This is a genomic window from Nitratireductor indicus C115 (genome assembly GCF_000300515.1).
Lineage (GTDB): Bacteria > Pseudomonadota > Alphaproteobacteria > Rhizobiales > Rhizobiaceae > Nitratireductor > Nitratireductor indicus.
Window position 1 is genome coordinate 48,080 of the sequence record NZ_AMSI01000001.1, and the last position, 13,986, is coordinate 62,065.

Annotated in this window: 14 protein-coding genes; 4 read left to right on the top strand and 10 right to left on the bottom strand. The window is 62.2% G+C overall.

All coding sequences use genetic code 11. The features are described 5' to 3' along the window. Positions 1-2: 2 nt before the first annotated feature. The 4 genes from NA8A_RS24890 to ubiE form a co-directional block, all read right to left on the bottom strand. Positions 3-428, bottom strand: a complete 426-nt coding sequence (locus NA8A_RS24890; protein WP_009449207.1) for a type II toxin-antitoxin system VapC family toxin — start codon at positions 426-428, stop codon at positions 3-5. Beyond that, positions 412-669 carry a FitA-like ribbon-helix-helix domain-containing protein gene (locus NA8A_RS00280; protein WP_009449208.1) on the bottom strand — a complete coding sequence of 86 codons (258 nt, stop codon included), beginning with the start codon at positions 667-669 and terminating at the stop codon, positions 412-414. Before NA8A_RS00280 ends, NA8A_RS24890 begins: the two co-directional genes overlap by 17 nt. Before the next feature lie 443 nt (positions 670-1,112). Continuing rightward, entirely contained in the window at positions 1,113-2,687 is a 1,575-nt protein-coding gene (ubiB, locus tag NA8A_RS00285) for a 2-polyprenylphenol 6-hydroxylase (protein ID WP_009449209.1), read from the bottom strand. Positions 2,688-2,697: 10 nt separating this feature from the next. Then, positions 2,698-3,474, bottom strand: coding sequence for a bifunctional demethylmenaquinone methyltransferase/2-methoxy-6-polyprenyl-1,4-benzoquinol methylase UbiE (ubiE, locus tag NA8A_RS00290; RefSeq protein WP_009449210.1), 777 nt, complete (start codon positions 3,472-3,474; stop codon positions 2,698-2,700). 194 nt (positions 3,475-3,668) lie between these two features. Here ubiE and upp point away from each other — a divergent pair, with 194 nt between their 5' ends. Then, positions 3,669-4,298, top strand: coding sequence for a uracil phosphoribosyltransferase (gene upp, locus NA8A_RS00295; RefSeq protein ID WP_009449211.1), 630 nt, complete (start codon positions 3,669-3,671; stop codon positions 4,296-4,298). Positions 4,299-4,397: 99 nt separating this feature from the next. Beyond that, on the top strand, positions 4,398-4,970 hold the full coding sequence (locus NA8A_RS00300) for a TIGR02281 family clan AA aspartic protease (RefSeq protein WP_009449212.1): 573 nt from the start codon (positions 4,398-4,400) through the stop codon (positions 4,968-4,970). Positions 4,971-5,012: 42 nt separating this feature from the next. On the opposite strand, the gene deoA is transcribed toward NA8A_RS00300, so the two are convergent. The 6 genes from deoA to NA8A_RS00330 are packed head-to-tail and all read right to left on the bottom strand — an operon-like array spanning position 5,013 to position 11,173. Further along, complete coding sequence (deoA, locus tag NA8A_RS00305) at positions 5,013-6,329, bottom strand: thymidine phosphorylase (RefSeq protein WP_009449213.1); 1,317 nt, start codon at positions 6,327-6,329, stop codon at positions 5,013-5,015. Positions 6,330-6,333: 4 nt separating this feature from the next. Beyond that, entirely contained in the window at positions 6,334-7,140 is an 807-nt protein-coding gene (locus NA8A_RS00310; RefSeq protein ID WP_009449214.1) for a purine-nucleoside phosphorylase, read from the bottom strand. After that, positions 7,137-7,532, bottom strand: coding sequence for a cytidine deaminase (locus NA8A_RS00315; protein ID WP_009449215.1), 396 nt, complete (start codon positions 7,530-7,532; stop codon positions 7,137-7,139). The genes NA8A_RS00310 and NA8A_RS00315 overlap by 4 nt, the downstream gene beginning before the upstream one ends. Continuing rightward, on the bottom strand, positions 7,532-8,503 hold the full coding sequence (locus tag NA8A_RS00320; RefSeq protein ID WP_009449216.1) for an ABC transporter permease: 972 nt from the start codon (positions 8,501-8,503) through the stop codon (positions 7,532-7,534). The genes NA8A_RS00315 and NA8A_RS00320 overlap by 1 nt, the downstream gene beginning before the upstream one ends. A gap of 1 nt (position 8,504) precedes the next feature. Then, positions 8,505-9,644, bottom strand: a complete 1,140-nt coding sequence (locus tag NA8A_RS00325; protein WP_009449217.1) for an ABC transporter permease — start codon at positions 9,642-9,644, stop codon at positions 8,505-8,507. After that, positions 9,641-11,173: an ABC transporter ATP-binding protein gene (locus tag NA8A_RS00330; RefSeq protein WP_009449218.1), complete on the bottom strand. Its 1,533-nt coding sequence runs from the start codon at positions 11,171-11,173 to the stop codon at positions 9,641-9,643. Before NA8A_RS00330 ends, NA8A_RS00325 begins: the two co-directional genes overlap by 4 nt. Positions 11,174-11,430: 257 nt before the next feature. Between NA8A_RS00330 and NA8A_RS00335 the strand changes: the two genes are divergently transcribed. Next, complete coding sequence (locus NA8A_RS00335; RefSeq protein ID WP_009449219.1) at positions 11,431-11,634, top strand: SlyX family protein; 204 nt, start codon at positions 11,431-11,433, stop codon at positions 11,632-11,634. A 358-nt stretch (positions 11,635-11,992) separates the two neighbouring features. Beyond that, positions 11,993-13,669: an RNA-directed DNA polymerase gene (locus NA8A_RS00340; RefSeq protein ID WP_009449220.1), complete on the top strand. Its 1,677-nt coding sequence runs from the start codon at positions 11,993-11,995 to the stop codon at positions 13,667-13,669. The last annotated feature ends 317 nt before the right edge of the window (positions 13,670-13,986 follow it).

Consider the following 13,986-nt stretch of genomic DNA (forward strand, 5'->3'; position numbering starts at 1 on the left):
CCTCAGGCCGGTGTCAGGGCGGGAACGATATCGGTGTGAACGAAGTCGTCACCCTTGAAAAGAAGCGGCATGTTACGGCTCTTGGCAAGAGCGTAGGCAAAACAGTCGCCGATATTGAGCGATGCGGGGTGCCCGGTATTACGCCCGTAAAGTGCGTAGGCGCTACGGGCGATTGTCAACTGTTCTTCATCGAACTCGACGGTTTCAGGCGCGATTTCGAGGAGTAGCGTGCTGAGCCTTGCATTACCGTCTACGAGAGCCGGGTGTTTGGCTACATAGTGTGCTTCGAAGATGGTGGCCGGGCTGATGAGGATCGTGCCGGCGGTCACGAAGGCCTGCCGGAAGAACTCGGCATCGGGCTCGTCGTTCAGCACCGAGATCAGCGCCGAGGTGTCGACGACAAAGGATGGATCAGAGGGTACGCGCATTCCAGATATCATCGCTGATCGCCTTGAGGTCGAACGTGTCGACCGGGTTGGCGCCGACCTTGCGCAGCGCGTCGAGCCGGCGGCGGCGTTTTTCCTGGCGGGCATTTTCCTCCGATGGGCCGACGCTGCGGGCGAGAATACGCCGGACCTCTTCTTCCATCGAGACGTCGTTTTCGGCGGCGCGCTTGCGCAGCGCCTTGCGCACCTTTTCATCGACATTGCGAATTGTGAGTGTTGCCATCTCAGTCCTCCGGGCCGGATTGCCGGCCGCATGACCGCACTGAAAGCAATGCCTGTGCGGCCCATTGCAGCACAGGCGTCAGTGCATGCAGGCTTGTGCGCAGCGATGACGGCATTGCTTGCGGGTGCAGTTCCGGAGATGCCAGCAGTGCTTTCATGAGCCTATTTCTGCGACGTCATGCTCTTAAAAAAATTAAAGGCGCTTCGAATTCCGATTAGGAAAAGCTACGCGCTTATACAGTTTGCCGTCATTGCTGTCATTATCAGCAACGCTTCAGGCCAAATTGTCCAAAACAAAAAAATGCAATAAATTTTAATAACTTGAGTACGGTTTGCTAGCAACGCTGTCATTGCAGGCTAGCGCTGGATTCGCTGATTGTTGAATTAGCTTGCAGGCACGCTGTCATTGCCGAAACTGAAAGCCCGGCAATGCGGTCGATGCTGTCAGGAAAGTTGCCAGGCTATTGCTGCAAGTGCGAGGGCGATGACCCACAGGGCGATCCTGCCGCTCCGCGTGTGGCGCGCCTCGGCACGTCCGATCGCCTCGGCGGTCTCCGGGTCGAAGCGCAGGCCGCGTTCGGCCATGACATCGAGTTCCCGCGAGAGACGTTCGCCCCTTGCCGCCAGCTCCGGTGCTTGCTTTGCTAGCGCCAGCAGGGCGGACACCCCTTGGCGTGCTTCGGACAGCATGGCCCGAGGGCCGAGATTGCCTGCGATCCACTCCGAGACCACCGGCTCGGCCGCCTTCCACATGTTGAAGTGAGGGTCGAGCGTGCGAGCCACGCCCTCCACGACCACCATGGTCTTCTGCAGCATCAGCAATTCGGGGCGGGTCTGCATGTCGAAGAGCTCGGTCACCTCGAACAGGAGGGTCAGCAGCCTGGCCATGGAGATGGTTTCGGCCGACTGGCCGTGGATCGGTTCGCCTATGGCGCGCAGGGCCTGGGCGAAGGCAGCCACATCATGATGTGCGGGTACATAGCCGGCCTCGAAATGGACTTCGGCCACCCGGCGGAAGTCACGCGTAATGAAACCGTATAGGATTTCGGCGAGGAAATGCCTCTCCTTGCGCCCGATACGTCCCATGATCCCGAAGTCTACGGCAACGATGGTTCCGTCACCCTCGACGAACAGGTTGCCGGGATGCATGTCGGCATGGAAAAAGCCGTCCCGCAGCGTGTGCCGCAGGAAGGATTGAATGAGCGTGCGCGCGAGCGCTTCGAGGTCGTGGCCCGCCTCGCGCAGGGCTTCGACGTTTGACATCTTCGTGCCGTCGATCCACTCGAGCGTGACGACGTCGCGCCCGGTGCGCTGCCAGTCCACTGTCGGAACGCGGAACCCCGGGTCCCGTGCCGTATTCTCGTGCATCTCCGAAATGGCTGCGGCCTCCAGCCGCAAATCCATTTCGATCTTCGTCACCTGCGCCAGCGTCTCCGCCACCTTCACGGGCTTGAGCCGTCGTGTGGCCGGCATCAGCCGCTCCTGCAGATGCGCCGCGAGGAAGAAGCTTTCCAGATCGTTGTTGAAGCGCCGGCGCACGCCGGGCCGTATGACCTTCACCGCAACCCGTTCGTTGCCGGTAGCGGTCGCCACTTGCGCATCGTGAACCTGTGCGATGGAAGCGGCCGCCACGGGCTCGCCGAAGGAGATGTAAAGCTCTTCCACGGGCAGGCCGAGGGATCCTTCGACAGCTGCACGCGAAAGCGCGGACGGGAAGGTGTCCATACGGTCTTGCAGACTTGCCAGATCGCGGGCGAGGTCGTGGCCGACGACATCGGGGCGTGTTGCAAGAAATTGTCCGAGCTTCACATAGGACGGGCCGAGGCGATTGACGGCCTGCGCCAGGCGTTCGGGCCGGTCGCGCCGTGCCGAGCGCCGCCGCGAAAAGAGCTTGGCCACGCGCCAGCCAAAACGAGGCATACCGTCGAGCTGGTCGCCCGGCAGTGCCGCCACCACGCCCTCACGCACGAGAATCCAGCCCGCACGGGCAAGGCGAAAATATGCGCCGACCACACTCATTGCCAGCCCGTCAAATCTTCCAGCCCGAGTGCACCGTCGCGATGCCGCCCGAATAGTTGCGCCAGGTCACGCGTGAAAAGCCGGCATCGCGGATCATGGCGGCGAAATTCTCCTGATTGGGGAATTTGCGGATCGATTCCACCAGATAGCGATAGGGCTCACCGTCGCCGGTCACCGCCTGTCCGATGCGCGGAATGGCGTGGAACGACCAGGCTTCATACACCTTGTCGAGAATGGGCATCTCGACTTCGGAGAATTCGAGGCAGAGGAAGCGTCCGCCGGGCTTCAGTACACGGAAAGCCTCACTCAAGGCCCTGTTGATGCGCGGCACATTGCGGATGCCGAAGGCGATCGTGTAGGCGTCGAAGGAATTGTCCTCGAAGGGCAGCTCTTCTGCATTGGCTTCAACGAAAGCCAGGTTGTCGGAAAGCCCGAGCTTGCCCGCCCTTTCCGCGCCCACCTGCAGCATGGAGCCGTTGATATCCAGAACGGTCACATGCGCGTTGCGGCGTGAGGCCTCCACGATGCGGAAGGCGATGTCGCCGGTGCCGCCTGCCACGTCCAACGTCCGGTAGCCCGGCCGCTTTGCAGGAGAGAGCCATGAAACCATGGCGTCCTTCCACAGTCGGTGCAGGCCGGCGGACATGAGGTCGTTCATCACGTCGTAGCGTTCGGCCACCCGGTGGAACACCGTATTGACCAGTTCCTGCTTCTCGCCCTTGGCGACTTCGCGGAAACCGTAGGCCGTCTCCATGCCGCCATCGGCTGTGGTACGCTGTTCCGACATTTTTACCCTTCTTGAAAAACGCCGGGACCATAGCCCATTGACCGGCAGGGCGCCATCGGCAAAAGCGCGGTGAAGAGCCGCGCCATCGGGGTGGGTGGGTGTGCACAAAATTGTGGCTGGCCGCGCGTTGCGGTATGCCGCCCGGCCCTGAGCCGTTAAGATCGCCGGCAAAGCACGCTTTTGGAGTGAAGCACATGCAGGGCGTAACCGTTGTCGATCATCCGCTTGTCCAGCACAAACTCACCATCATGCGTGACAAGGAAACATCCACGGCGGGCTTTCGCCGGCTCCTGCGCGAGATTTCGCTGCTGCTTTGCTACGAGGTCACGCGCGATCTGGAATTGACGACGCGCCGCATCGAGACGCCGCTTCAGACCATCGATGCTCCTACGCTCGAAGGCAAGAAGCTGGTCTTCGCCTCCGTGCTGCGGGCCGGCAACGGCTTGCTCGATGGCATGCTCGATCTGGTGCCGGCCGCCCGCGTTGCCCATGTGGGCCTTTATCGCGATCATGAAACGCTGCAAGCGGTCGAGTATTTCTTCAAGGCGCCGAGCGATCTCGAAAACCGTCTCGTGATCGTGGTCGATCCGATGCTGGCAACCGCCAACTCGGCAATCGCGGCGATCGACAAGCTCAAGGAGCGAGGGGCAACGAATCTTCGCTTCCTTTGCCTTCTGGCGGCTCCTGAGGGAATACAGCGTTTTCGCTCCGCTCACCCCGACGTTCCGGTCTTCACCGCTTCCATCGACGAAAAGCTCAACGAAAAGGGTTACATCGTTCCGGGCCTTGGCGATGCGGGCGACCGTATGTACGGCACGAAATAACCTTCGCTTAACCACCTCGCGGATTGCTGCACTGCGTTAAGGCAATTGTTGTCCGCCATTGCTAACCTGCCCATGAAAACGAGCTTTGGGTGGGCGGACATGGTTCGCAAATTGATTTTTCTGGCAGCGCTTGTGGGGACGGCAGCTTCGGTCCCCATGATTTATCAGAGTTCTCCGGAGACATATCAGGAACTGGTGGCGTCCTTCTTTCGCGACGAGGAGCCGGCGGCGGTTGCATCCACACCGTCCGGTGCCCGCTTGAGCCGCCTCGAGGTAAGCGGTGAAACAGCCGTCCTGGCGGGCAAGAAGGTTTCCATCACACCGGATGCGCGCGGTCATTTCATGGGTCAGTTCAAGATGAACGGACGCGAGATCACGGCGCTGATCGATACGGGCGCGACGTATATCGCCATGAACAAGGCGACCGCCTCGCGCATCGGCATCCGTCTTTCTCCAAGTGACTTCAAATATACGGTCAGCACCGCCAACGGTCAGACCAAGGCTGCAAGCGCCCGCATCGACACCGTTCAGATCGGCCGCATCTATCTTGATAATGTCGAGGCCGTGGTGCTTTCTGACAGCGCGCTCGACGGCGTCCTTGTGGGAATGAGTTTCATGAAGCGCCTTGGCCGTTTCCAGGTTCAGAACGGAGCCCTTGTGCTCGAACAATAATGTCGGGCCAGAAGGCGGGCGGTGGCATCTTGCAATACTGCCTCATGCGCCGGCGAGGCGGCGAAGAACCGTCTTTCGTGCGCGCGGCTTTTCCTCGGTGAAGCCATAGGCGGCAAGAACCGTCGCGGTCGCGGCTTCGGCCTGGGCAGCCGTTCGTGCATGCACCATCGCCAGGGGCTCGCCGCGGATTGTCTGCGCACCAACCGGCAGGCAGTCCGTCAGACCGACCGAATGATCGATCGTGTCTTCCGGTTTGCGCCGACCCCCGCCCAGCTCGATCACGGCAATCCCGATGGCGCGGGCGTCGATGTCGTGGACAAAGCCATTGCGCGGCGCTTTCACCGGTTGGACGATCTCCGCTTCCGGCAGATAGGCGCGGGCCTTCTCCACGAAATCGCCCGGTCCGCCCAGAAGGCTGATCATCCGCCCGAAGCGCTCGGCTGCCTCGCCGCTGTCGAGAGCATGCATGGCCCGGTCGAATGCTTCCCGCGGGCTCGGTGCAATGCCGGAGGCAAGAAGCATCTCCGCCGCCAGGGCCATCGTCACGTCTTCCAGGCGCCTGTCGCGTCGGCGCCCGGTGAGGAAGTCGACGGCGTTCAGCACCTCCACGGCATTTCCGGAGGCCGAGGCGAGCGGCTCGTTCATATCGGTGATGAGTGCGGTTGCCGACAGCCCCGCGCCGCCCGCAACCGCAATGAGGTTCTCGGCAAGCTGCCGTGCCGCGCGCGTCTCGGTCATGAAGGCGCCGTTGCCGGATTTGACGTCGAGAACCAGCGAGGAGAGGCCGGCGGCGAGCTTCTTGGAAAGAATGGAAGCGGTGATCAGAGGAACCGATTCCACAGTGCCGGTTACGTCGCGCACCGCGTAGAAGCGTTTGTCGGCGGGAGCAAGGTCCGCTGTCTGGCCGATGATGGCGCACCCTGTTTCCCGCACGGTGCGGGCGAAGAGCCTGCCTCCTGGCTGGCTTTTGTAGCCGGGGATGGAATCCATCTTGTCCAGCGTCCCACCGGTATGCCCCAGCCCGCGGCCCGAGATCATCGGCACGAAGGCGCCGCAGGCCGCCACAATGGGCGCGAGCATCAGCGAGACATTGTCGCCCACTCCGCCCGTCGAATGTTTGTCGGTCACCGGTCCCGGTAGGTCCGACCAGTCGATGACCGAACCTGAATCGCGCATGGCAAGGGTCAGCGCCGTGCCTTCCTCCGGGCTCATGCCGTTCAGGAAAATGGCCATGGCGAGCGCAGCGATCTGGCCTTCGCTCCATGTTCCCCGGGTGAGGCCACTCACGAAATCCGCGATCTCATCGAGGCTAAGCTCCCCGGCATCGCGCTTTTTACGGATGATCTCCTGCGGCAGCATCGCGTCAGCCTTCAGGCAGGCCGTCGGCGCACAGCCGTGTCAGGATGCGGGAGAGCTTCTCGCCGCCGACAGGCGCCATGTCCTTGGTCTCCTGGTGCGACAGTTCGCCGGCGCTCATGCCGGCACCCAGATTTGTGATCACCGAGCAGGCGGCGACGCGCAGGCCGAGATAGCGGGCGATGATGACTTCCGGAACGGTGGACATGCCCACCGCATCGCCGCCAAGCAGCCGCGCCATGCGAATTTCCGCCGGCGTCTCGAAGGTCGGTCCCGAGAACCACATATAGACCCCGCGATGCAGGTCCACGCCGCTTTCGCGCGCGGCTTTCGAAATCGCGCTGCGCATTCCTGCGTCATAGGCCTCGGTCATGCCGACGAAGCGGCGGTCGCTTCCCTCGCCGATCATCGGGTTGGCGCCTGAGAAATTGATGTGGTCCTCGATCATCATCACCGAGCCGGGCGGCATGTCCTTGCGCAGCGACCCCGCCGCATTGGTCAGGATCAGTTGTTTCACGCCAGCGCCCCATAAGGTCTCAAGCGCCGGGCGCATGGCGGCCGGGTTGCCATGCTCGTAGTAATGCGCGCGTCCGGCAAGCATGATGACGGGCAGGCCCGAAAGATAGCCGGCCACGATCTCGCCCGCATGCCCCGTCACGCCGCTGCGTGGAAAGCCGGGCAGTTCGGAATAGGGCAGGCGCACCGGCTCCTCCACCACATCGACGAGCCCGCCCAGCCCCGAGCCGAGCACCAGGCCAAGCTGCGGGGCGAGGCCGTTCAGCTTCTCGATCAAGAGATCGGCAGCTTCTCTCATTTGCCATCCTCGAAGGTGAAGCCGAGCGGGAACACGGCTGAAAAGGGAACCGTCTCGACCACCCCGTCGAGGTCGCAAAGATGCAGCACCGCATCGTCGGCGACGAATTCAGACAGCCGCTGCCGGCAGCCGCCGCAGGGCATGATGCGGGGCATTTTCTCGGCCACCACGGCGATTTCCTTCACCTTGCCGCCGCCCGCCATGACCAAGTGGGACAGCGCGCTGGTCTCCGCGCACCAGCCTTCGGGAAAGGAGGCGTTCTCGATGTTGCAGCCCGCATGGATGGCGCCGGTCTCGGTTTTCAGCGCCGCGCCGACGGGAAAGCGGGAATAGGGCGCATAGGCCCGGTCCATCGCGTTCCTCGCCGCGGAAAACAGGGGGGTCACGCTCATCAGCGTTCCTTTACATAGGGCACGCCGCCGGCGCGCGGAGGAATGGCCTTGCCGATGAAGCCGGCAAGCAGCACCACGGTCAGGATATAGGGCAGCGCCTGCATGAACTGCACCGGCACCTGGCCGATGAGCGGCAGCGGCGTACCCTGTACGCGGATGGCGAAGGCATCGAGAAAGCCGAACAGGAGGCAGGCGAACATCACCGGGACCGGACGCCATTTGGCGAAGATCAGCGCGGCAAGCGCGATGAAGCCGCGCCCCGCCGTCATGTCTTTCACGAAGCCGGCATTCTGCGCCAGCGCCAGATAGGTGCCGGCAAGGCCGGTCAATATGCCGGTGCACATCACCGCCCGATAGCGCAGCCAGGCGACGGAAATACCGGCGGTGTCGACGGCGGCGGGATTCTCGCCCACCGCTCTCAGCCTGAGGCCGAAACGGGTGCGAAACAGCACCCACCAGGTGAAGGGCACCAGCAGGAAGGCGGCGTAGACGATCAGCGAATGGCCCGAGATCAGCTCGGAATAGATGGGGCCGAGCACCGGCACGTCGCGCACGGCGTCGGCGAAGGGGAGCTCGATTGCGCCGAAGCGCGCCGTACCCGGCAGCGAGGGCGTGCGCCCGCCTTGCCGGAACCACGCCTGGCCCAGAATGATGGTGGAGCCGGCGGCGATGAAGTTGATCGCTACGCCCGAGACGATCTGGTTGCCGCGATGGGTGATGGAGGCGAAGCCGTGCACCAGCGCGAAGAACACCGAGACGACAATGGCCCCGCCGAGCCCCGCCCAGGCCGAGCCGGTGACCGCCGCCATCGCCCCGGCAGCGAAGGCGCCGGCCAGCATCTTGCCTTCGAGCCCGATGTCGAAGACGCCCGAACGCTCCGAATAAAGCCCGGCAAGCGCGGCCAGAAGCAGCGGCACGGAAAGCCGCACGGTGGAATCCAGAAGCAGGATGAGTGTTGTGAAGAAATCCATCCTAGCTCCCCTTTCCCGCTTCCGCCTCGATCCCCGCCGAACGGGGGCTCAGGCTTGCAAACAGGGTCTGGATGGTCGGGCGGAACATGTGCTCCAGCGCGCCGGCGAAGAGAATGACGAGACCCTGGATGATGACGATCATGTCGCGCGAGATATTGGGCATCTCGAAGGCGAGTTCGGCCCCGCCCTGATAGAGCATGCCGAACAGGATCGCCGCCGGCACGATGCCCGCCGGATGCGAGCGCCCCATCAGCGCCACGGCGATGCCCACGAAACCGGCGCCGGTGACGAAATCCATCTGCAGCCGGTTCTGGTCGCCCATCACCGGGTTCAGCGCCATCATGCCGGCGAGCGCACCGGAGATCAGCATGGCGATGATGACGATCCTGGTTTCGCTGACCCCGGCATAGCGCGCCGCGCGCGGGCTGAAGCCGCGCATGCGGATTTCATAGCCGAGCCGGGTGCGCCAGATCAGCACCCATACGAGGAATGCGGCAAGGAGCGCCAGAAGGAAGGAGAGGTTGAACGGCGCCGAGCGCACCGAAAGGCCGAACGCCTCAAGCAGGAAGTTGAGTTTGGGTAACTGTCCGCCCTCCACAAAGGTGCGGGTCTGCGGAGCCTGGCTGCCGGCGGGCTTCAGCACATTGACGAGCAGATAGACCATCAGGCTCGCCGCGATGAAGTTGAACATGATTGTGGTGATGACGATGTGCGAGCCGCGTTTGGCCTGGAAATAGGCGGGAATGAAGGCCCAGGCCGCGCCGAACACGGCGGCCCCCGCCACCGCCAGCGGAAACACCAGCCACCAGGGCAGCACGCTGTCGAAGGCGAGGCACACCAGCGCCACGCCGAGCCCGCCCACATAGGCCTGTCCCTCGCCGCCGATGTTGAACAGGCTGCAATGGAAGGCGACGGCCACGGCAAGCCCGGTGAAGATGAAGCTGGTGGCGTAATAGAGCGTGTAGGCGATGTTCTGCCCGCGCCCCAGCGCCCCCTCGATGAGGATGGCCGCCGCGCGGATGGGGTTTTCCCCCACCAGCATCACCACCAGCCCCGCCACGAGGAAGGCGACCGCCAGGTTGACGAGCGGGATCAGCCCGTAATCGGCCCAGGCGGGCAGTTTGGCATAGGGCGCGCTCATTCCGCCGCCTCCTTCTTGTCGACGCCGGCCATGAGCAGGCCGAGCTCGCCCTCGCTGGTTTCAGGCCCGCGCTCGCCCACCACCCGGCCGGCGAACATGACGAGGATGCGGTCCGAGAGCGAGCGGATCTCGTCCAGCTCCACGGAGACGAGCAGCACCGCCTTGCCCTGGTCGCGCATGTCGATGAGCCGCTTGTGGATGAACTCGATGGCGCCCACGTCCACGCCGCGCGTCGGCTGGCCGACGATCAGCACCTTGGGGTCCTGCTCCATCTCACGTGCCAGCACGATCTTCTGCTGGTTGCCGCCGGAGAAATTGGCCGTCTTCAGCCGGCAGTCGGCGGGACGGATGTCGTATTTCTCGATCTTCTCGCGCGCATCCGCGCGGATCGCCTCGATGTCGAGCAACGGCCCCTTGAGATATTTGTCCTGCCAGTGATAGCCCATGATGGCGTTCTCGTTCTCCTCGAAGGGCAGGACGAGGCCCACATGGTGCCGGTCCTCCGGCACATGCGCCATGCCGCGGCGACGCAGGTCGATGGGGTCCGCCTCGCCGGTCAGTTCCACCGGAGTGCCGTCCAGCGTCACCGTGCCGGAGACAGCCTTGCGCACCCCGGTCACTGCCTCCAGGAGCTGTGACTGGCCGTTGCCGGCCACGCCGGCAATGCCCACGATCTCGCCCGCCCGCACGTCCAGCGAGACAGTGTCGACCACGGTCACGCCGCGCGCGTCCTTCACGGTCAGGTTCTTCACCGAAAGCATCACGGGGCCGGGCTTCGCCTCGCCCTTTTCCACGCGCAGCAGGACATGCCGCCCCACCATCAGCTCGGCCAGCTCCTCCACCGTGGTCTCGGCGGTGTGGCGGGTGGCCACCATGGCGCCCTGCCGCATCACCGAGACATTGTCGGTGATGGCCATGATCTCGCGCAGCTTGTGGGTGATGAGGATGATGGTCTTCCCCTCGTCCTTGAGCTGCCGGAGAATGCGGAACAGATGGTCCGCCTCCGCCGGTGTCAAAACGCCGGTCGGCTCGTCGAGGATCAGGATTTCGGCGCCCCGGTACAGCGCCTTGAGGATTTCCACCCGCTGCTGCAGCCCGACCGGCAGGTCCTCGATGACCGCGTCGGGGTTCACCTCCAGCCCGTAGTCGCGCTCCAGCCGCTTCAATTCGGCGCGCGCCTTGCCGATGGAGCTGTTGAGCACGGCCTCGCCCTCCGCGCCCAGCATCACGTTTTCGAGCACGGTGAAGTTCTCCACCAGCATGAAGTGCTGGTGCACCATGCCGATGCCGAGCGCGATGGCGTCGCTGGGGGTCTTGATGGCGGCGGGCCTGCCGGCAACGGAAATGCGCCCGCTGTCGGCCTGGTAGAAGCCGTAGAGGATCGACATCAGGGTCGATTTGCCGGCCCCGTTCTCGCCGATGATGCCGTGGATCGTGCCGGCGGCGATCTTGAGGTCGATGTTGCGGTTGGCGCGCACGGCGCCGAAGCTCTTGCTGATCCCGTTGAGCTCGATGGCCGTCTGAGACATCGGCGGCACGCTTCCCCTTACGCTTTTTACCTTTTGGTCAATGCACTACCACGCCCCCCGTTTCGTGCCAACGCTCCGAAGGTTCAAAGCCGGACAAGCGGCGGGCCGGAGAGGCTGCGAAACGGCTGCGCGGGGCCGGGCGCGCAAGGGGCGCTGCCACCGCCATGGACACTCTCGACAAAAGCGGGTGCGCTTGTCAATTTTTCACGTATGTATCGTGGAGAGAATGCGAAACGGGATGAGCGGGAGCGCGCGCGATGAGCGAAGACAGGATGACGCGGCTTGAGGTGCTGGCTGCCGAGCAGGAGCGCACGATAGAGGAGCTTTCCGCCGAACTGACGCGCCAGTGGCGCGAGATGGAAACGCTGCGTCAGAAGCTCGACCGCCTGACCGACCGGTTTCTGGCGCTGGAAGAACAGACCGCCCCGGACGTGCCGGTGACCAAGCCGCCGCATTGGTGAGGGGCTTTCCGACGGTTTGGTCTCGGGTAGCGAATGAATCAACTGCCATGGAGCGCGGACCGATCTTCATAACCGCTTCCGACCCCAAGTCAGTCCTTCACGATGAGATGCGGAGCACCCGGAACCTACCGTTCATTCAGCACCTGCTTTTGGCTTAAGCTGGGCCGGAGTGAGACTGCCTGGTTTTGGATTCATATCGACGAACGCGGCATCGCGCATTTCACTCCTTATCAGCGGGTCCCATTGCGACGATTGGTACGCGTCGCCTGCGACCCGCCATAACGTCATTACGATAAGTCGTTGATAGCAAATCCCCGCTATGTAATTCCTTCCTTCGGGCCAAGCGGACGGGGAAGTAATGTCCAAAAGCGAACGACTGAAAGCTCTATTGTCGGCTGGGTACTTCCCAGAGGAGTTGCCGCCGGCATTCACGACTGCAGATTTCGCAAAATATCGCCGTGCCATTGGTGATGCGTGGGCAGCACTCCCAAATTATCCGCAGTATCCGAGGACAAATCCGGAGCGATTTAGCATCCCAAAGGTAACTGATTGGCGACGGGAATTAGCGATCGTCAATCCGATCGCGCAGTACCATGTGGCGAAGCTCATTGCCGATGATTGGCAACAAATTCGTAAGCACCTTACTTCGTGTAGCTTTGGCGTCGAAGAGGTTGAGATAAAATTCGATCGAGATAGGGCCGTCCCGACGCCAGACTTCCGACTTGTTTCCTTGAGGCACTCGGAAATCTCGGCGATCCACAATCATGCGCTCGTCGCAGATATCTCTCGATTCTACAGCACACTCTATACTCATGCCATTCCGTGGGGGTTGCATACCAAGGCATGGGCTAAGGCCAACTTGAACAACGCCGCTGTTTATGACCCCTCACTGGGAGCTCGTTTGGATAAGGCTGTTCGCAAGGGGCAGGACAACCAGACTATCGGCATTCCCGTCGGGCCCGACACCTCCCGCATTATCGCGGAAATTGTAGCGGTGTCCATTGATGCCAGAGTGCAAGCCGAGTTGAAATTGGCGGTCGAAAGCATCGTTCGGAACGTGGACGATTGGTACATCGGCTTTGACAATGCTGGGCAGGCCGAAGAGGCGATAGCCGTGCTCGCAGCGGCTGCCCGTGATTACGAGTTGGAGATACATCCTGAGAAGACAAAGGTAGTGAACTCGGCCAACGAGGTACAGGCTGTTTGGCCGACTGCACTACGCCAAAGTCCCATTTCCTCTGACTTTTCCGAGCAATCTAAGACTATCGACCACTATTTCGCTCAAGCTTTCCAATTCGCCGCCGAATATAAACGGTCGAATGTCCTGCGCTTCGCCGTCAACCTTCTCCGAAGCGTCGATATTCTGAAGGTGAACTGGCCTCAGTTCGAGACCTACTTATTGAAGGCGGCTCGGGCGAACGCGACCACCATACCGATGGTGGTGCATCTTTTGGCGCTATACAATGCAAAGGGCTTTCCGGTTAAGAAGGACCGGATTGCAAAATTCATCAAAGATACCATCGCGAAGTGTGGGCCATCGGCCGCCCACTACGAAATTGCGTGGGCCTTGTTCCTAGCCAAAATGCTGAGGATCACCCTTCCAGCGGATTGGGTGCAGCCAGTGACGAAATTGGAGAGCTCGGCTTGCGCTTTGGTCTTGCTCGACCTGCGCCAGATGGGCCTCATTGACGGGGCGATTGATGTGTCGCTGTGGACCCAAGCGATGACCGTAAAGGGTCTTGAGTCCAATCTGTGGCTCGTAGCCTACGAAGCGGACCTGAAAGGCTGGTTGACGCCTCCCACTGCTGGCTTCGTTCAAAACCACCTCTACTTTGCCGAACTCCGACGGCGGAACGTGTCGTTTTACGATAAGGAACGGCGTCTCAAGAATGTTCGACGCAGCAAGCCTAAGAAGCCATCGGATGCCTTCGTGCGCCATATGGCTGCGCTTCGGAGCTGGAAAATGGAAGAAATAGACGCCCAGGATTTGCTCGAGGAATGGGAACTCCCCGGCGACGATTACGGGGGCTATTAGGTGGAAGTGGGGTGCGCAGCCGATTGGTTTTGTCCGCTTTCAGGCAGTTGCTCTCGTAGATTGGATGACCCAAATCAGGGCGCGTTGCCGTCGAAGTGCGGCGGCTACCTGAACGGCCGCCATCCCAGCTTCGCCGCCCAGAAGCCGTCAGGCAGCAATCCACCCCAAGCTGGACTTTGTGCTCGCATACCCAGAACCGCAGCTTTTAGGGATGTTCCGTCCAGCCTGAACGCCCGGATTGGTGGTGCAAAACCGCTGCCGCTCTTCCACCTCTCCCCCCATCAAAAACCCCGCCGGATCGCTCCGGCGGGGTTCTT